Origin of the sequence: Nocardia sp. NPDC049526 (assembly GCF_044465765.1) — a bacterium.
Lineage (GTDB): Bacteria > Actinomycetota > Actinomycetes > Mycobacteriales > Mycobacteriaceae > Nocardia.
This window is the reverse complement of record NZ_JBITMA010000006.1, coordinates 253,698-270,319: the sequence shown is the minus strand read 5'-3', so window position 1 is coordinate 270,319 and position 16,622 is coordinate 253,698. Positions and strand designations below refer to the sequence as shown.

Below are 16,622 nucleotides of genomic sequence, written 5' to 3'. Positions count from 1 at the left end.
GGCAGCAGGTTCGGGGCGCCCTTCCATTCGTCAGTGCCGGTTGTCGATCGCGTCGTCGAGCAGGCCGAGATCGATGCCGAGTTCGGCGGCGATCGACCGGACCGCCGCGACATCCTTGCCGACGAATTCGCCGACCGATGCGCTGAATTCGGCGACCGACCCCCGGCCCGCGACACCGGTCAGCGCGCGACTTGCGGCACTGCCGTGCGGCAGCGCGGCCAACAGGGTGGTCTCGGCAACGCCCAGCTGTTTCCCGAGATCCACTGCTGCGGTGAGTATTCCGAGCTGTGCGGCGAAAACGGCATTGTTGACCAACTTGACGCGCTGGCCCGCGCCGAGCGGACCGACGTGCAGAATCGGGTCGCCGTAGGCGGCCAGCACGGGCCGGACCCGGTCCACGGTCTCGACCGGGCCACCGACGAAGAGGGTGAGCCGCCCGGCCGTGATATCGGGTGGGCCGCCGCTGACGGGCGCGTCGAGCACCTGGATGCCATGTGAGGCAACGGCTTCGGCGGCAATGGCCGCCGTCGTGTGCGGACTGCCGGTGGTGTGCAGGACGAGAGTCGACCCGGATGGCATGGCGGCCAGCAACGGTGTGCCGAGACATACCGCTCGAACCTGTTCATCGGTGAAGACGCACACGATGACCAGATCGGCGTTGGTCCCGACGGCCGCGGGGGCGGATACCGCCTGCGCGCCGATCTCGGTGAGGGCCCGGCGTGCATCGAGCGACCGGCCGAGCGCGCACACCTCATGTCCGGCCCGGACCAGCCGCTCCACCATGGGACGCCCCATCCGCCCGGCGCCGAGGAATCCGACGCGCATCAGCGCGGATGATCGATCATCGCGAGGGTCGCGTCCGCGGCGTCGAGCACGATGCCGGGTTCGGCGCTCGCGGCGGCGGCCAGGTCCGCGATCAGACCGACATCCTTGCGCAGCAGCGGCCCGGCGTGCGCGGCGATCCGGTCCAGGGTGCCGCCCGCGGAGACGATACGGCCGAGCGCGAAGCTGTCGGCGGTGCCGTGCGAGATCACCTCGCCGAGGCGGGTCGGATCGATACCGATCGACGTACCGAGCGCGAGAGTGCTTGCCGCCGTGGCGAGATTCGCGGTGAAGAGCAGGTTGTTGAGCAGCTTGGCGGTCTGTCCGGCGCCGAGCGGGCCCAGATGTACGACGGGCTCGGCGTAGGTCTCGAATACCGGGCGAGCGCGTTCGACGATATCGGTCGAGCCGCCGACCATCACCAGCAACCGGCCGTCGGCGGCGGCCGCGCCGCCACCGCTGACCGGTGCATCGATGATCGAAACCCCCTGTGCCACAGCGATATCTGCGAGCCCGCGGCAGGTGTCCGGATGCACCGTGCTGTGCACGGCGATGATCGTGCCCGCGGCCATGCCCGCCAGTACTCCGTCTGCGCCCGTCACGACTTCGCGGACGTCGGCGTCGCCGACCACGCAGAGGCAGACGAGATCGCTCGCGGCGGCCAGTTCCGCTGGTGATGCGGCGACCTTCGCCGCCGTATCGGCGAACGGCTCGAGCGAGGCGGGCCGCCGCGCCCACAGCGTTGTCTCATATCCGGAGTCGACGATCCGGCGTGCCATCGGTGCACCTTGGCTGCCGAGTCCGATGAATCCGACCCGCATCACGCTTCGCCTTTCGCTTCGGGCCGCCAGAACACGGCGAGCAGGCCCGCGGTGGCGACCAGGCCGACCCCGAGAGCGATGCCGCCACCGGCCCAACCCGTTATCTCGATATCGGCGGCGTGATCGATGGACAGCCACCCGGGCCCGAGCAGCCCCAGCGCCAGCGAAACGACCGCGAGCACGAGCACATACTCGTAACCCTCTTTGAATACGAAGAATCCGTTGGTGCGGTGGGCGAGCAAGCCTGCGACCGCCATCACCGAGATGACCGCCGCACACGCTAGCGGAGTCAGCAGCCCGACGATCAACAAGACGCCGGCACCGATTTCGGTGACGACGCTCAGCCACGCGTGCAGGACTCCACCGCGCAGTCCGAGGCCGCTGAACCAGCGCGCGGTGCCCGCGATCTTGCCGCCGCCCACCCAGTGATTGACCCCGTGGGCGATCATGGTGCCGCCCACGACGAGTCGCACGAGTGCGATGGCGACATCGACGACGTCCATCAGTTCTCCTCCTGTGTGGCACCGTTGAATTGTATTGCCGGGCCGTGGAATTCGCCGGTGCTCCGGGCGACGGCGGCTTCTTCGGCGAAGGCCAGCAGCCCGAGGTGGTAGGCGGCGGCCGTATGTCCCATGCTGAGGTTGTGGCCACTGTTGGGCTGGATATTGAGCACGACCCTGGGTGCGGCGGTGAACCGGGCGGCGACCTCGGCGAGGGCCTCCGGATCGTTGCGCCACACCCGTTCGTGGTCGCCGACGGTGAACCGCACCGGAATCCGAACCTCGGCGGCAAGGGTGGGGAAGGTGACCGTCGGCCAGTCCTCGACCGAATTCCCTTCGTAGCGTGGGCCATAGGACCCGATCCGCGCACCGCCGACCAACTCGGGCGGGTACAGCCGGGCCGGATACCACAGCAGTTCGGTGACGCCGCCCGGCACACCGTCGCGCCGCATGCGCCGCCGCCCTTGCGGATCCGGTCCCCACAGAATGTCGTAGGCCTCCTGCTGATGTTCCAGCCCGGTCCCGGCCAATTCGAGGCCGAGCAACTCGCGGCCGCGCTCGTCGGCCGCCATCCGCAGTGCCAATTCACTACCGGCGGAATGGGCGAGCAAGAAGGTGCCCGCGCCGCGGGGCAGCGATCCGAGATGCTGCTCGGCGGCCGCGTACATCAGATCGACACGGCGCTGTGGGTCGGCGAGTTCGTCGGCGTGCGTGTGGGAGCTGCCGTATCCGGGCCGGTCCAGGGCCAGCACGGTGTATCCGGCCGCGGCGGCCAGCCGCAGCAGTGACAGTCGCGGATGGTCCGGGCAGTCGAAATACGCCGAGGTGGTGGCCCCGCCGTGCAGGGCGAGCACGACCGCCCGTGGTGTCCGCGCCTCGGCCAACAACCCCGACATCGGGATGCCGTCGACCTCGGTGACCACCGGAATCGGGTCGTCGTCGGTCAGCAGGGAGAAATCGGATTCGGTAATCGTCATGAATCGCTCCGCAGCAGCATTGCCCCGCCGGGGGTGAGCCCGCCGCTCGACACCACACCGATGCGAGCGTCGGCGACCTGACGCGCACCGGCTTCACCGCGCAGCTGCAGGATCGCCTCGTGCAGCAGGCCCATGCCGTGGGTGCGGCCGTGCGAGAGCTGGCCCCCGTGGGTATTGAGCGGCAGCAGGCCGTCGCGGGCGATGTTCTTACCGCCGTCGAGGAAGTCCTTGGCCTCGCCGATACCGCAGAAGCCGAGAGCCTCCAGCCAGGACAGGCAGTTGAAGGTGAAGCCGTCGTACAGCTCGGCGACATCGACGTCGGTGGGGCGCAACGTGGTTCGGGTCCACAGGTGCGCGGCCGGGCCGAGCACCTGTGGTTCGTGGGTGAGGGTGCTCTGATCCCACTCGATCCGCTCGATGATCTGGGTGCCGACCGCCTCCACCAGCACCGGTGGTTTGGCCAGATCGCGCGCCGCGTCCACGCTGGAGACGATGACCGCTATCGCGCCGTCACAGGGCACATCGCAGTCGTAGAGCCCGAACGGGGTGGTGATCGTGCGCGCCTCGAGGTAATCCTGCATGGTCATCGGATCTCGATAGATCGCGGTCGGCTCGAGTTCGGCATTGGCGCGCTGATTCAATGCGATCCAGCCGAGGGTTTCGCGAGTGGTGCCATAGCGATGGAAATGCCGTTGTGCGTTCTGCGCCAAGGTATGTGCCGCCGAGGTGGCGCCGAAGGGGGCCATCCAGCCGGGTGTGCGCCCACCCGAGGGCTTGATCTTGCCCGTGCGCATCAGATCATTGAAGGTGGCTTCCCACAGGGTCCGGAAGCACAGCACATGCCGGGCCAGCCCGCCCGCGACCGCGAGCATGGCCGCGATGACCGCCCCACCGGGGCCGAAGGTTTCGATGCCGCCGTTGTACCAGGTCGGCCGGATGCCGAGGGCAGACTCCAGAGCAGTGATACCGCCCTCGCTGAATCCACCCATATTGCCGCCGCCAGGATAGGTCGACAGGCCGTCGATATCGTCCAGCGTCAGTCCGGCATCGGCGACCGCATTTTCGCAGGCCTGGATGGTCAGCCGCAGCGGCGGCACCTGCAGCCGCCGACCGATCGGTGACCTACCGATTCCGGTGAGCGCGACCCGGTCTTCGAACTTTTCCGACCGCACCATGGGGCGCACGTGCCGCCAGAACTCTTGTGGCGCAATATCGTCCACGGGCAGCGGGGCCGGTTCCGGCTGTGTTTCGACGGGCCGGAACAGCGGCAACCAGACGTCGTCGTCCTGTTGGAAGACCACCTCGAGCCGCATGCCGAGGACCAGGGCATCCGGATCGCAGTCGATCACATTGGTGGTCAACCGAACTCGCGGATCCTCCTCGAGCGCTACCTGTGCCACGACGTAGGGCGCGGGCAGTCCCGGCACACCGAAACGGTGGTTGACGGTGAAGCCGGCGAGTGTGGCGAAGCCCGAGACGGCACGCACTCCCATCTCGTGTCCACGGCAGTACCGGCACACCGGCTGCGGTGGATGGATCAGTGCCGCACAGGATTCACATTCCTGTATGCGCAGCGTGCCATCGCTCCCCGAGGTCCAGAAGAACTCGTTCTCGAGGGTGAGCAATGGCAGTGGACGTCCCGATGCTTCGCCCATATCGCCTCCTCGCTCTTTCGTCAGATCTGGGCGTCGCCCTTGCGCACGGTGACCGGTTCGGCCAGCCGCTGCTCATCGCAGACGCGCTGCAGTTTCGCCAGGGTTTCGTCCAGTCCGGCGCCCAGCCGGGGACCGGGGGTGAAGGTGGCCGGCAGATGCCGCATGCCCTGGATGACGCCGATGGTGTCGTAATGTACGGCGTCCTCGGGATCGCAGCGATAGTCCGGCATCCGGTCGAACACCGCGAGCAGCATTCGCTTGAACACCATGCGCGCCATATTGGAACCGATGCAGCGGTGCACGCCGAGACCGAAGCTGTAGTGCCGATTGCCCCGTCGCTCCATATCGATCTCATTGGGGTTGTCGAACACCTCGGGATCCCGGTTGGCCATCGCCCACGACAGCCACAACCGCTCACCCTCGGCGAACTGCTTGCCCCCGACCTCGCAATCCTGGGCGAAGGTGCGGCCGTCACCCGGTGCGGGGGTGAAGTAGCGCAGGAACTCCTCGGTCGCCGAATCCAGCATGAGATCGCGTTCCCGGCTGAGCAATTCGCGCTGATCCGGATTCTCCGACAGCCATTCCAGTGCGTGCGCGGTGAGCGCGGTGGTGGTGTCGAAGCCGCCGCCGATAATGAGGCTCAGCATGCCGAGCGCGTCCATATCGGAGATCGGCTCGCCGTTCAGGGTGGACTCCGCGACGGCGCGCAGCATGCCCGGCCGCGGATTCTGTTTGACCTCCAGGTAATTCGTCAGCAGGTCCAGGCCCATGGCGCGGTGCATCTCGGCGATTCGCGGGGTGTCCGGCGAATCCGGTGGGGTGTACACCGAGGCGTGCGCCGGTTCGTTGTAGATGGTCCATTTATCCAGCGGGATGCCCAGCATCGCCAGGGTGAGCACCGCCGGCACGATATTGGCCAACTCGTCGACGAAATCGATGCTGCCGCTTTCGATCTGCTCGTCGATGCCGGCGCGCACGATTTCGTCGACGAACGGAATCCAGCGCTGCACCGCCGCGGGGGATAGATACGGATTCAGCGCCGAGCGCAGTTCCCGCTGTTCGGGCGGGTCCATTTCCAGGATGCCCGCGCGAATACCCTGGCCGCGTTCCGGGGTCGGAATGGAAATTCCCTTGTAGCCACGACGTTCACCGTTGGGGTCGTTGTCGTTGGAGATGTGCGGGCACCGGGCCAGTTCGAACACTTCGCGGTTACCCGCGGCCACCCAGTGCCCGCCATAGGTTTCGGTCCAGGCGACCGGGCATTCGCTCTGCATCTGCTGGGTGATGTCGACGAACTGTCCGCGATATTGCGGGGTGTGTCGATCGAAATGAAATTCCGGCTGTCTGCGCTCGGCATCGGATGCGATATCGGTCATCGGCGGTTCCTCTATTCGGTGCTGGAGATCGCCCGCTCGGGGCAGGACCGGACGGCCTCGCGCACGTTGTCCTGCTGATCGGCGGGAACGTCTTCGCTGACCGGTGACGAATGCCCGTCGATTTCACTGAGTTCGAACACTTTCGGGGCGATCATCGCGCACAGCGTGTGCCCCTGACAGCGCTCGTCATCGACTCGAACCTTCACGGTATTTCTTCCCTTCAGACGCGGTAGTCGTACCACTTCAGATAGCCGCCGGCGTCGACCCGCAACTGGGTACCGGTGATGAAACGGGACTCGTCGGAGGCCAGGAACAACACCGCGTTGCTGATCTCCTCCGGATCGACATAGGGGACCGGCATGGCCTGCTGCACGAAGAAGGCGGGTTCGGCGTCCGCGCGGGTGGGGTGTTCGAGATCCGGCCGGAACGACCGATACATCGGCTCGCTGTGCAGCATGGGGGTGTCGCAATTGGTCGGGTGCACGACATTGGCCCGAATACTGCTCGGGGCCAAGTGCGTGGCGATCTCGTGGATATATTGCGACAGAAGGCGTTTGGCGACCATATAGGCGACGCCGCCCGGATCCTTACCCGGCTGATCGACCTTCGAAAAGTCCATCAGCGCCGCGGTCGAACCGGTGGCGATGATCGATGCACCGGCGCCGAGATGCGGTAGTGCCGCCTGTACGGCATTGATGACGCCGATCAGGTTGGTATCGATGACATCGGTCCAGGCCTGCCACTGCGGCTCGCCCTTCATACCGGCGATGCCCGCCTGGGCCACCACGATGTCGAGATGACCGAATTCGGCGATACCGCGCTCGATCGCCGCGGCGAGTTGCGCTCGGTCGCGCACGTCGGCCTGTTCGGCGATGATGCGCCGGCCGGTTTTCTCGACGAGACGGGTGGTCTCCTCGAGATCCTCCGGTCGCGATAGCGAGTACTGGATGCTCTCGATATCACGGCAGATGTCCACCGCGATGATGTCGGCACCCTCCTCGGCGAGCTTCACCGCGTGGCTGCGGCCCTGGCCTCGCGCGGCTCCGGTGACGAAGGCGACCTTGCCCTCCACACGTCCCACGGCTCTTCCTTTCGGTCCTACTTCTTCTGGGCTGCACCGTCCGTGCCGGGGCACGGACGGGTTCAGGTATTACGGCCGCCGTTGACGCCGAGGATCTGTCCGGTGATGTAGCCGGCGTCCTCGGAGATCAGGAACGAGCAGGCGGCGGCGATATCGGCGGGGCGGCCGACCCGGCGCACCGGGGTGCGCTGGATGTGCTCCTCGATGGTTCCGCCGAGCAGCTGCTTCTCCTCGGACCGGCGCAGCATGGGGGTATCGATGAAGCCCGGCGGGACCGCGTTGACGGTGATCCCGTACGGACCCAGTTCCAGCGCAAGCGATTTGGTGAGGCCGTTGAGTCCGGACTTGGCCGCCACGTACGCCGCCATGAACGGCTGGCCGGAGTGGGTGCTGGAGGAGGAGATATTGACGATGCGTCCCCAGTTCGCGGCCGTCATATCCGGCAGAACGGCTTGGACGGTGTGGAATACGCCGTGCAGGTTGACATCGATGATGCGCTGCCACTCCTCGAAGGTGAGGTTCTGGAAGCGGCGGTACTTCTCGATTCCGGCGGCATTGACCAGCACGGTGATCGGACCGAGCTTCGTGCGCACATCGGTCAACGCCGCCGCGATCTCGTCCGGTTTCGTCACATCGACCTGATAGGCGAAGTCGTCCTCGGCGGACGGGTTCAGGTCGAGGGTGGCGACGTGCAAGCCGTCGGCGCGCAGGCGCTCGACGATGCCGAGGCCGATGCCCGAGGCGCCTCCGGTGACCACAGCGGTTTTCACGCAAGAATCTCCCTTCCGGATGTTGAGAACCGTACTCTCGCGTCGATCGTACGCGCAAGACTTCCCGGGTGATGGGGGGAATCGACATGCGAGTACCGATGTCATCCGCGCGCGACATTGGTTGCCTATTTCGGGATTGTTGCTACAGTCGCGCAAGCGATGAACGTATGATTCTCCAATAGCGAGAATGAAGTTTCCATTGCGTAGCGGAGGAGACCGGATGTCAGTGCAAGAAGAAGTGGCCGCCCGGACGGAGCAGATTCCGACCCGGCGGCTGCTCGTCGACGGACAGTTGATCGAGACCGGGCGCACGCTCGCCTCGCTCAATCCCGCGACGGGCGAGGTGTACGGGTACGCACCGGAGGCGGGCCGCGCCGAGACCGACGCGGCCATCGCCGCGGCCCGGCGGGCCTTCGACACCACGACCTGGGCCACTGACGCCGCATTCCGCGCGCACTGCCTCGAACAGCTCTACCAGGCGTTTCGCGATAACGTCGAAGAACTGCGGGAGCTGACGATCGCGGAGGTCGGCGCGACCAGGCAGCTCACGCAGGGTAACCAGCTCGAGATTCCCTTCGAGATCGTCCGCTTCTACGCCGGACTGCTGTCGAAGTTCTCCTTCAGCGAGGACCTCGGCGATATCGAAATCCGGGGTCAGCGCCACCGGCGCTGGGTCGAGAAGGAAGCCGCGGGCGTGGTGTCGGCCATCGCGGCTTACAACTATCCGCATCAGCTCGCCTTGGCCAAGCTCGCGCCCGCGCTCGCGGCCGGCTGCACGGTGGTACTCAAGGGCGCACCGGATACGCCGCTGGCCACCCTGGCGCTCGGCGAGATCATCGCGCGCCACACCGACATTCCCGCCGGTGTGGTCAATGTGCTCACCTCCTCGGATGTGGCTGTCGGCGAACGGATGACGACGCATCCCGATGTAGACGTGGTCACCTTCACCGGTTCGACGCCGGTGGGACGCAAGATCATGGCCGCCGCGAGCGAGACGCTGAAGCGAGTGTTCCTCGAGCTCGGCGGCAAATCGGCCGCGATCCTGCTCGACGACGCCGACTACCGGACGGCAGCGCAGTTCGCGGCGTTCAGCATTGTCGTCCATGCCGGGCAGGGCTGCGCGTTGACGTCCCGGCTGCTGGTGCCGCGCAAAGACCACGACGCGATCGTGGAGCTGGTCGCGCAGAACTTCGCGCACGTGCGCTACGGCGACCCCGCCGATCCGAAAACCTATATGGGCCCGTTGATCAGCGAGCGCCAGCGCGACAAGGTCGACGGCTTGGTGCAGCGCGCGGTGGCGGCGGGTGCCCAACTGGTAACCGGTGGCAAGAAGGTCGACCCGGGCTTCTTCTACCTGCCGACGCTGCTGGCAGGTGTCGATCCGGACAGCGAAATCGCCCAGGAGGAGGTCTTCGGGCCGGTGCTCGCGGTGATCCCGTACGAGGACGACGACGATGCCGTCCGGATCGCGAACAACTCGATCTACGGCCTTTCCGGCGGCGTGTTCAGCGCCGACGAGGAGCGGGCGCTGGCGGTGGCGCGGCGTATCCGCACCGGCACCATGAGCATCAACGGCGGCAACTACTTCGCCGCCGACGCGCCCTTCGGCGGTTATAAGCAGTCCGGCATCGGCCGGGAGATGGGAGTCGACGGGTTGACGGAATTCCTGGAGATCAAGACCTTCGCGGCGGCGGTCCGATGAGCGAGCGCAGCGAGCGAACAATCAACACAGCCGGGCGCCCGCTCGTGACGCCGCCGAGCGCTAGCGAGGTGGCGGCATGAGCGGGGGGCCACTCGACGGGATCCGCGTCCTCGAGGTCGCGATGTACGGGTTCGTGCCGTCCGCGGGCGCAGTGCTGTCCGACTGGGGTGCGGACGTGATCAAGGTCGAGCACGCGGTCACCGGTGACCCACAGCGCGGGCTGCGTCAGATCGCCACCTTCAAGGTCGAGGGCGATCCCAATCCCAATGTGGAACATGCCAATCGGGGCAAGCGCAGTATCGGCGTAGATATGTCGGTGCCGGAGGGCCGGGCGGTGATCCACGACCTGGCCAAGACCGCGGACGTATTCCTGACCAGTTTCCTGCCGCAGCACCGAAGCAAGTTCGGTATCGATGTCGACGACATTCGCGCGGTGAACCCGACGATCATCTATGCCCGCGGCAGCGGTCTCGGTCCGCGCGGCGCGGAGGCCGATAAGGGCGGCTACGACATGACCGCCTACTGGTGCCGCGGCAGCGTCGCCGCCACCATCACCCCGCCCGATATCGACGGGCTGATCCCTCCGCCCGGCCCGGCATTCGGCGACACCATCTCCGGAACCAATCTGGCGGGCGGCATCGCGGCCGCGCTGCTGAAGCGGGAACGCACGGGCGAGCCGTCGATCGTGGATGTGTCGCTGCTGAGCAGCGGGCTGTGGTCGATGGGACACACCATCGCGCTCTCGGCGTATATGGGGGAGCCGCTGCGGGCGTTTCCGACCGGATCACACGGTTCGCCGTCGAATCCGCTGTCGGGGTTGTACGCCACCAAGGACGGTCGGTATCTGTCGCTGGTCATGTTGCAGCCCGGCAAATTCTGGGCCGATGTATGCCGACATATCGACCGGCCGGACCTCGTGGAAGATCCGCGGTTCGCCGATGCCGCCGCGATCGCGACCAACACCGCTGCGGCGGTGCAGATCCTGCGCGAGGTGTTCGCCACCCGCACGCTCGCCGAGTGGACCGAGCGTTTCGCGACCCTGTCCGGTCCGTGGGCGCCGGTGCAGGACGCGCTCCAGGCGATCGATGATCCGCAGGTGCAGGCGAACGAATATGTCCGCAAAGCCGGTGAGCTGCAGCTGGTTTCGAGTCCGGTGCAGTTCGATCTCACCGCACCGGACCTGCGTCCGGGCCCGGAGTTCGCCGCGCAGACCGACGAGGTCCTGCTCGAACTCGGCCTGGACTGGGACCGCATCATCGCGCTCAAAACCGCGGGTGCGATCACGTAATTCGCTGGAGTATCCATGACCTACATCGCTTCGATAGGGACCTACCTGCCGTGCTGGGGTGCCCAGCGCCATCGGGTGCTCGGTGACGACGAGGACGCGATCACCCTGGCCGTGGAGGCCGGCCGCGCCGCGCTGCACGACGCCGGTCCGGTGGAACGGGTGATTGTGGTCAGTCGTGATCTGCCGCTGGTGGAAAGCAGTAATGCCGCGGTCCTGCTGGCGGGGCTGGGGCTGGATCCGGAACTGGAGGTGATCGAGCGGCTCGGCGGCGCGCCCGCCACCCTCGACTCGCTCAGTTCCGCCCGGTCGCGCACGCTGATCATCGGGGTCGATACCGAGCCCGCGGGCGCGGCCGCGGCGTTGGTCTCCGATCACGGCCTGCAGGTGCGCACCGCCGCCCGGGTGGCGCGCAGCCTGCCGGTGCGCACCCGCAATGCCGTTGGGGCCGTGCATGATTACGGCGATCCGCGACTGCTGCACACGCGCGGCCTGTTGGCCTCGCTGGCTGCGGCCTGGCTGGATACGCCGGTGGCGGTGGCCGGGGTCGACGACAAACAGGCGGCCGCGCTGTGCCTCGGCGGCCCGCCGTCGCTGCCGACGGTCGGCGCCAGCGCCGGGCTGTTCGCCTTGGCGACCATGGCCGAATGGGGCAGCACGGGTCTGCTGGTGGGGGTGGAGCAGGCCAGCCTGTCCGGTATCACGGTGGCCACCGGTACGGCGGTGCTGCACCGGCGCGAGTCGACGGCCAGAGAGCTGCCCGAAGGACAGCTGTGGCCCGGATCCGAGATTCCGATCTCGCTGGCCGCCTACGAGCGCGCATTCGAGGCGAAGGTGCGCTGGGAGGCCGGAAAACACTCCGGCAGTGACGAACTGGACTTCCCGCCGCGCTATCGGGTCGCCGCGGACGGCGGTCTGAGCACCGACTACACCCTGGTGCCGCTGCCGCGCACCGGCACGGTGTACACCGAGGTCACCGTCGGGATACCGGTGCCGGGGCTGAGAAGTCCGTACACCCTGGTGATCATCGAACTCGACGGTGTCGGGGTGCGGGCGCTGGCGAAGGTGACGGGCACCGATCCGGGCACAGTGGCGATCGGGGACCGCGGCCGGATGGTGCTGCGCCGGGTCGCGGTGCGTTCCGGGGTGCCCGACTATGGATACGCATTCGAACCGGAGGTCACCCAGTGAGGGAAGTGGCTATCGTCGGTGCGGGCATGACGCCTTTCGCCGAGCATTTCGCCCTCGGCGTCAAGGATCTGGTGCCGATGGCATTCGCCGAATGCGCCGCCAGCATCGACAAAGGGTTGGCCACCGCCGATCTGCAGGCGGCCTGGTTCGGTGCGATGGGCAATACCGACGGGTTCCCGGCCGGGATTGTCGCCGATGCGCTCGGGCTCCCGGATTTGCCGGTGACGCGGGTCGAAAACTCCTGTGCAACAGGAAATGACGCGGTACGCAACGCCCTGTTCGGCATCGCCTCCGGTGCTTTCGACGTGGCCCTTGTCGTCGGCGCGGACAAGTTACGCGAGACCGCGCAGAAGGACATGCTGTGGGAATGGGAGGCGATGGCGCGCGATATGGCCTGGGACTACCCACTCGGCCTGATCGCGCCCGTCGGATTCGCGCTGCACGTGGCCCGATATCTGCACGAATCGCCCGCGACCAGACAGCATTTGGCCATGGTCGCGGTGAAGAACCATCGGCATGGTGTGCGTAATCCCAAGGCCCGCTTGCGTTTCGAGATCAGCGTGGAACAGGCGCTGGCGGCGCCGATCGTGGCCGGACCGTTCGGGCTATACGACTGCGCACCGCAGAGTGACGGTGCGGCGGCGCTGGTGCTCGCCGCGGCGGATGTGGTCGACCGCTATACCGATCGCCCGGTGTGGATCCGCGGCGTGGGCCTCGGTCTGGATTCGGTGATGCACCAGCACAAGCGGGATATGACGACATTCCCCGCCACCGTGCGAGCCGCCGAGGCGGCCTTCTCGATGGCGGGTCTGACTCCCGCGGATGTCGATGTCGCCGAGGTGCACGACTTCTTCACCGGTATCGAACTGATCAGCTACGAGGACCTCGGCTTCGCCGAGCGATTCGGGGCCGCTAAACTGATCGAGAACGGGGTCACCGAGGTCGGCGGCGCGCTGCCGGTGAATCCGAGTGGCGGCCTGAAGGCCAAGGGACATCCGCCGGGGGCGACCGGCGTGGCCCAGTGCGTCGAGTTGTTCCAGCAGTTGCGCGGCACCGCGGTCAATCAGGTCGACGGTGCGCGTATCGGCTTGGCGCACAACCTAGGTGGGCCGACGGCGGTGTCGGCGGTGACGATCCTGGAAGGACCCGGCGCTTGACGGCGGGGTCGGAAGCCGTCGCGCTGGTTTCGGGCAGTGCGAAGAGTCGTCGTGCCGTATTGGACCGGGCAGCGCGGTGTGTCGGCCCGGCCGGGACTGTGCACGTGGTCTGTGACGGGGTCTCACCGTCGATACTGTTCGGATCCATCGCGCTGAGCGGGCTGTTCATCGACGCCGTCGGACTCGAGGCCGTGGACTTCACCAGCACCGCCCGCATTCTCGCATTGCACGGCTGTGGCTGGAGTTGGTGGTGGGGGCCGGTCGGGGCACATGCCGTCGCGGTGCGGCGTTCCGCGGCGCTGGGCGCGGTAATGGTGCTGCCGACCCGCTCACTGACGTTCCAGGTCCGGGTCGCGGTCCGGCTGCCCGATGCCAACCCCGCCGCCGCAAAGAACGATCGGGCCGGCTAGGGCCTCCGTCCGTGGCACCATCCCGCCGAGCGCAGTCGAATTGCGGTGTCGGACAACGTGGCGAGCCACCTTTCGACTGCGCTCGGCGTGCAGCCGGGGCATTAGTAGGGCGCGAGTCCGTCTTCGTGCGCCATCCAGTGCACGAAGCGGTGCAGCGGATACATCGCGTCGTGCGGGTTGCCGATTGTGCTCGGTCCGGCTTCGCCGAGGCGGACGATGCGCTGGGCGCCGCCGCTGGCCAGCCGGTCGCGGTAGTCGGCCATCCGGTCGAACGGGAAGAAGCCGACCGTCTGCGTCGCCACATTGACGTATTTCATCGCCGCGTCGAGGCTGTCCACGCGAACGACGTTGGCGGTCTTGTTGATCGGGTGGAAGTCCACCGGTTCATCGGAACGGATCACCAGGCCCTTGCCGTCGGTCCGTCCCCAGACCTGGAACTCGTCGTCGAGCATTATGAGAGTGTCGATCTGTTCGCGCATATCGATATCGAGCGGTCGGGTGTCGCCCGATTCGGCGGCCTTGTCGACGATGCGGGCGTGCAGCCGGGCGCAGAAGCGGTCGGCGTCGGCCTGATCGGCCTCGACATAGACGAAACGGCTTGCGACGCAGGCCTCCTGGTTGAGCACCATCACATCGGCGGCGGCGAGTTCTGCCGCCAGGTCGAGCGCCTTCTCCGAGGCGAAGGCCTCCCGGCCGACCATCGATATCGAGGTCTTCGGGTCGAAGGACACCAGTTGGAAGCCCGGCCCGAGGTATTTGATCACGTTATCGATCGCATCGCCGCCACCCCAGGCGACGATCTTGTCGAAATACTGCGGCCGGTACAGCACCCGCTCCACCGCGTCGTCGCCACCGCGCCAGTAGAGCGCGGACATCGACCGCACAATGGCGTGGTCGGGATCGATATCGGCCATGGTCCGCAGGATCGCGACCGTGGTGAACGGATCACTCGATGACATCTTGAACAGATTGACCGCCTTGACCAGCGCGCCGTGGGCGATGGATTTCACCGCGACGCCGGGGGAGTTGCCGGGCAGCACATGGATCAGCCGGGGTGCGAATGCCCGCACGAAACTCTGGCGACCGGTGAAGTCGCGCTTGGGAATCCACTCGTCCAGTGCCCGCGGGTTCGGAAAATTCTGTTCGACCACGGTCTCGAGCAGCCGCTTGTCGAGATAGGCCGCCGCACCCATGACCTGTGCCTGCAGCACGGCGCGCGGCAGGACATGGGTGGCCGACATCCGGTCGATGCAGTCGCGCACGAAAGGGTTTTCGGGGGCGCGCAGCCGTCGGCCGGTCTCGACGAGGAAATCGATGATCTCCGCGAGCGGGACGTTCAGCAGCGGTGGCACCTCACTGCGCGGATGCACCGCGCGGTCCATCGGGATGTTCGGTGTCGCGAAGGTGACGCCCAGATCGCGCGAGCGGTGCGTGACGTCGTCACCCTCGAGCAATTCGCCGCGCAGGAAGAACGGCGCGGCCGCCACGGCTTCGGTGTCGGCGATGGTCATGAGAGCCCCCGAACATACGCGTCGACGGTTCCGGCGCAGCCGATCTTGTCGTCGCCCTTGATATCGGCGTATCGGACGATGTCATTGCGGACCGACGGGCCGTTGTTGCCACAGGCGCAGGGGTCGACGTCGAGTGCGATCTTGTCGCCGGTGATGATGCCGCCCCAGCGTCCGTCCAGCGAGAGATCGAAAAATGCGGCGCGGCCTTCGATTTCACCGGATTCGTGCGGCAGCAGGGTCGCACCGTCCTCGTCGAGGATGAACGGCACGATCCATGGTGGTATGTGATAGCGATCGCCCTTGCGGCACTTGGGCATTCCGGAATTGAGTTCTTGCATCGAGTAGTTCTGGAAGTCCCGGTCGGCTGGGATATTGAAACTCTGGTGGACGAATTGCTGGTAATCGGGCGGCAATTGGGCGCGCTTGAGCCCACCGCCGACATAAAGGCAGTTGTCGGGGTGGAAGTCCGCGGCGGAGTAGCCCATATCCCGGACGATCGCGGCCACCTGGTACAACGCATTCCACATGCCCGAGATATAGAGCTTGTCCGCGCGGTATCGCACGAGCGCCTCGGCGCCGGCGATCATCGCTTTGTCGAGTGCTTCCTGCCGCTCCCGGGAGGTCCGGTCGAAATCGGCCAATTCCTCCGGTCGCGCGGTGCCGTCGGCGATCTTCTTGCGCAGCACCACCATTTTGGTCAGCGACCCGACGGTGATCGGTGGAATGGGCAGGCGGAAACGCTCTTTGGCCGGATCACCGAATGCCGCCTGCTGGGCCGCGGCGATGACGGTGTTCTTCGGGACGGATGCGGTGGCGGCGATCCCGACCATCCGCCGGTCCTGTGCGGGCCGCACACCCGAACCCCAGGAGAAGACATTGACCGTATCCTTGCGCGACCACTCCATATCCCGCTCCGAGGCGAGCAGCATGGCCGACTTACCGGTCGTTCCGCTGGAACAGGAGACGTAGTGCCCAGCGGACTGCAACCGCCCGATCCAGTCGTCGATATCGGTGATATCCGAGGTCTCGATCGGGCTGATGGGGTAGGGCGATACGGTGCCGAGCCACTTGCCGAGCCGATCCCACTTCTCCTCGATCAGAAAGCTTTCCGGATAGCTCTTGTATACCGAGTGCGGGAACAGCAGCGGCACGATATCCGCACGGTCGCGGATCTCGCTGATACCGGCTTCCCGCGCGCGGTGTCCGAGCAGCTTGATCCGGTCGTGGTGCTGCCGGAGTTTTTCGTCGAGCGCCGCGACCTGGGTTTCACGCAGGTCGGCGGCGGAGTGGTCGAAGCGATCGGCGGCATCGGCCAGCCGTGTCAGGGTTTCGATTGCTGAGCTCACGGGGGAGTCCTTCCCGGT

At 66.6% G+C, this 16,622-nt stretch carries 16 protein-coding genes; 5 read left to right on the top strand and 11 right to left on the bottom strand.

Annotated elements, in window-relative coordinates; all coding sequences use genetic code 11:
* Positions 1 to 30 precede the first annotated feature (30 nt).
* The 9 genes from ACIBW7_RS20930 to ACIBW7_RS20890 form a co-directional block, all read right to left on the bottom strand.
* A complete protein-coding gene (locus tag ACIBW7_RS20930) occupies positions 31 to 825 on the bottom strand; it encodes an NAD(P)-dependent oxidoreductase (protein ID WP_397048631.1) in 795 nt (264 codons plus the stop codon).
* Entirely contained in the window at positions 825 to 1,643 is an 819-nt protein-coding gene (locus ACIBW7_RS20925; protein WP_397048629.1) for an NAD(P)-dependent oxidoreductase, read from the bottom strand. Before ACIBW7_RS20925 ends, ACIBW7_RS20930 begins: the two co-directional genes overlap by 1 nt.
* On the bottom strand, positions 1,643 to 2,146 hold the full coding sequence (locus tag ACIBW7_RS20920) for a DoxX family protein (RefSeq protein WP_357466197.1): 504 nt from the start codon (positions 2,144 to 2,146) through the stop codon (positions 1,643 to 1,645). The genes ACIBW7_RS20925 and ACIBW7_RS20920 overlap by 1 nt, the downstream gene beginning before the upstream one ends.
* Positions 2,146 to 3,120 (bottom strand): alpha/beta fold hydrolase, encoded by a 975-nt coding sequence (locus ACIBW7_RS20915; protein ID WP_397048626.1) that lies wholly within the window; start codon positions 3,118 to 3,120, stop codon positions 2,146 to 2,148. Before ACIBW7_RS20915 ends, ACIBW7_RS20920 begins: the two co-directional genes overlap by 1 nt.
* Positions 3,117 to 4,775: a thiolase C-terminal domain-containing protein gene (locus tag ACIBW7_RS20910; protein ID WP_397048624.1), complete on the bottom strand. Its 1,659-nt coding sequence runs from the start codon at positions 4,773 to 4,775 to the stop codon at positions 3,117 to 3,119. The genes ACIBW7_RS20915 and ACIBW7_RS20910 overlap by 4 nt, the downstream gene beginning before the upstream one ends.
* Before the next feature lie 20 nt (positions 4,776 to 4,795).
* Entirely contained in the window at positions 4,796 to 6,151 is a 1,356-nt protein-coding gene (locus tag ACIBW7_RS20905; RefSeq protein ID WP_397048622.1) for a cytochrome P450, read from the bottom strand.
* A gap of 11 nt (positions 6,152 to 6,162) precedes the next feature.
* A complete protein-coding gene (locus ACIBW7_RS20900) occupies positions 6,163 to 6,357 on the bottom strand; it encodes a ferredoxin (RefSeq protein ID WP_063039407.1) in 195 nt (64 codons plus the stop codon).
* Between the two features lie 14 nt (positions 6,358 to 6,371).
* The gene (locus ACIBW7_RS20895; protein WP_397048619.1) at positions 6,372 to 7,232 is read right to left on the bottom strand and encodes a mycofactocin-coupled SDR family oxidoreductase; all 861 of its coding nucleotides are present in this window, start codon (positions 7,230 to 7,232) and stop codon (positions 6,372 to 6,374) included.
* 62 nt (positions 7,233 to 7,294) lie between these two features.
* The gene (locus ACIBW7_RS20890; RefSeq protein WP_397048617.1) at positions 7,295 to 8,002 is read right to left on the bottom strand and encodes an SDR family NAD(P)-dependent oxidoreductase; all 708 of its coding nucleotides are present in this window, start codon (positions 8,000 to 8,002) and stop codon (positions 7,295 to 7,297) included.
* Positions 8,003 to 8,222: 220 nt separating this feature from the next.
* On the opposite strand from ACIBW7_RS20890, the gene ACIBW7_RS20885 reads away from it, so the two are divergent.
* The 5 genes from ACIBW7_RS20885 to ACIBW7_RS20865 all read left to right on the top strand — a co-directional run bounded on the left by ACIBW7_RS20885 (position 8,223) and on the right by ACIBW7_RS20865 (position 13,747).
* On the top strand, positions 8,223 to 9,704 hold the full coding sequence (locus ACIBW7_RS20885; RefSeq protein ID WP_397048615.1) for an aldehyde dehydrogenase family protein: 1,482 nt from the start codon (positions 8,223 to 8,225) through the stop codon (positions 9,702 to 9,704).
* Between the two features lie 76 nt (positions 9,705 to 9,780).
* Positions 9,781 to 10,992, top strand: a complete 1,212-nt coding sequence (locus ACIBW7_RS20880; protein ID WP_397048613.1) for a CaiB/BaiF CoA transferase family protein — start codon at positions 9,781 to 9,783, stop codon at positions 10,990 to 10,992.
* Positions 10,993 to 11,007: 15 nt separating this feature from the next.
* The gene (locus ACIBW7_RS20875) at positions 11,008 to 12,180 is read left to right on the top strand and encodes an OB-fold domain-containing protein (protein ID WP_397048610.1); all 1,173 of its coding nucleotides are present in this window, start codon (positions 11,008 to 11,010) and stop codon (positions 12,178 to 12,180) included.
* Positions 12,177 to 13,337, top strand: coding sequence for a thiolase C-terminal domain-containing protein (locus tag ACIBW7_RS20870; RefSeq protein ID WP_397048608.1), 1,161 nt, complete (start codon positions 12,177 to 12,179; stop codon positions 13,335 to 13,337). The genes ACIBW7_RS20875 and ACIBW7_RS20870 overlap by 4 nt, the downstream gene beginning before the upstream one ends.
* Positions 13,334 to 13,747: a hypothetical protein gene (locus tag ACIBW7_RS20865; protein WP_397048606.1), complete on the top strand. Its 414-nt coding sequence runs from the start codon at positions 13,334 to 13,336 to the stop codon at positions 13,745 to 13,747. The genes ACIBW7_RS20870 and ACIBW7_RS20865 overlap by 4 nt, the downstream gene beginning before the upstream one ends.
* Before the next feature lie 101 nt (positions 13,748 to 13,848).
* On the opposite strand, the gene ACIBW7_RS20860 is transcribed toward ACIBW7_RS20865, so the two are convergent.
* Both ACIBW7_RS20860 and ACIBW7_RS20855 read right to left on the bottom strand, forming a co-directional pair.
* On the bottom strand, positions 13,849 to 15,258 hold the full coding sequence (locus tag ACIBW7_RS20860; protein ID WP_397048604.1) for an acyl-CoA reductase: 1,410 nt from the start codon (positions 15,256 to 15,258) through the stop codon (positions 13,849 to 13,851).
* Positions 15,255 to 16,604, bottom strand: a complete 1,350-nt coding sequence (locus ACIBW7_RS20855) for a hypothetical protein (RefSeq protein ID WP_397048602.1) — start codon at positions 16,602 to 16,604, stop codon at positions 15,255 to 15,257. Before ACIBW7_RS20855 ends, ACIBW7_RS20860 begins: the two co-directional genes overlap by 4 nt.
* Positions 16,605 to 16,622: the final 18 nt, after the last annotated feature.

Bases quoted from the DNA above. Each gene is read 5' to 3' on its own strand.
- ACIBW7_RS20875 (WP_397048610.1), top strand. From the start codon at position 11,008: ATGACCTACATCGCTTCGATAGGGACCTACCTGCCGTGCTGGGGTGCC.
- ACIBW7_RS20910 (WP_397048624.1), bottom strand. From the start codon at position 4,775: ATGGGCGAAGCATCGGGACGTCCACTGCCATTGCTCACCCTCGAGAAC.
- ACIBW7_RS20930 (WP_397048631.1), bottom strand. From the start codon at position 825: ATGCGCGTCGGATTCCTCGGCGCCGGGCGGATGGGGCGTCCCATGGTG.
- ACIBW7_RS20920 (WP_357466197.1), bottom strand. From the start codon at position 2,146: ATGGACGTCGTCGATGTCGCCATCGCACTCGTGCGACTCGTCGTGGGC.
- ACIBW7_RS20880 (WP_397048613.1), top strand. From the start codon at position 9,781: ATGAGCGGGGGGCCACTCGACGGGATCCGCGTCCTCGAGGTCGCGATG.
- ACIBW7_RS20905 (WP_397048622.1), bottom strand. From the start codon at position 6,151: ATGACCGATATCGCATCCGATGCCGAGCGCAGACAGCCGGAATTTCAT.
- ACIBW7_RS20915 (WP_397048626.1), bottom strand. From the start codon at position 3,120: ATGACGATTACCGAATCCGATTTCTCCCTGCTGACCGACGACGACCCG.
- ACIBW7_RS20885 (WP_397048615.1), top strand. From the start codon at position 8,223: ATGTCAGTGCAAGAAGAAGTGGCCGCCCGGACGGAGCAGATTCCGACC.
- ACIBW7_RS20925 (WP_397048629.1), bottom strand. From the start codon at position 1,643: ATGCGGGTCGGATTCATCGGACTCGGCAGCCAAGGTGCACCGATGGCA.
- ACIBW7_RS20860 (WP_397048604.1), bottom strand. From the start codon at position 15,258: ATGACCATCGCCGACACCGAAGCCGTGGCGGCCGCGCCGTTCTTCCTG.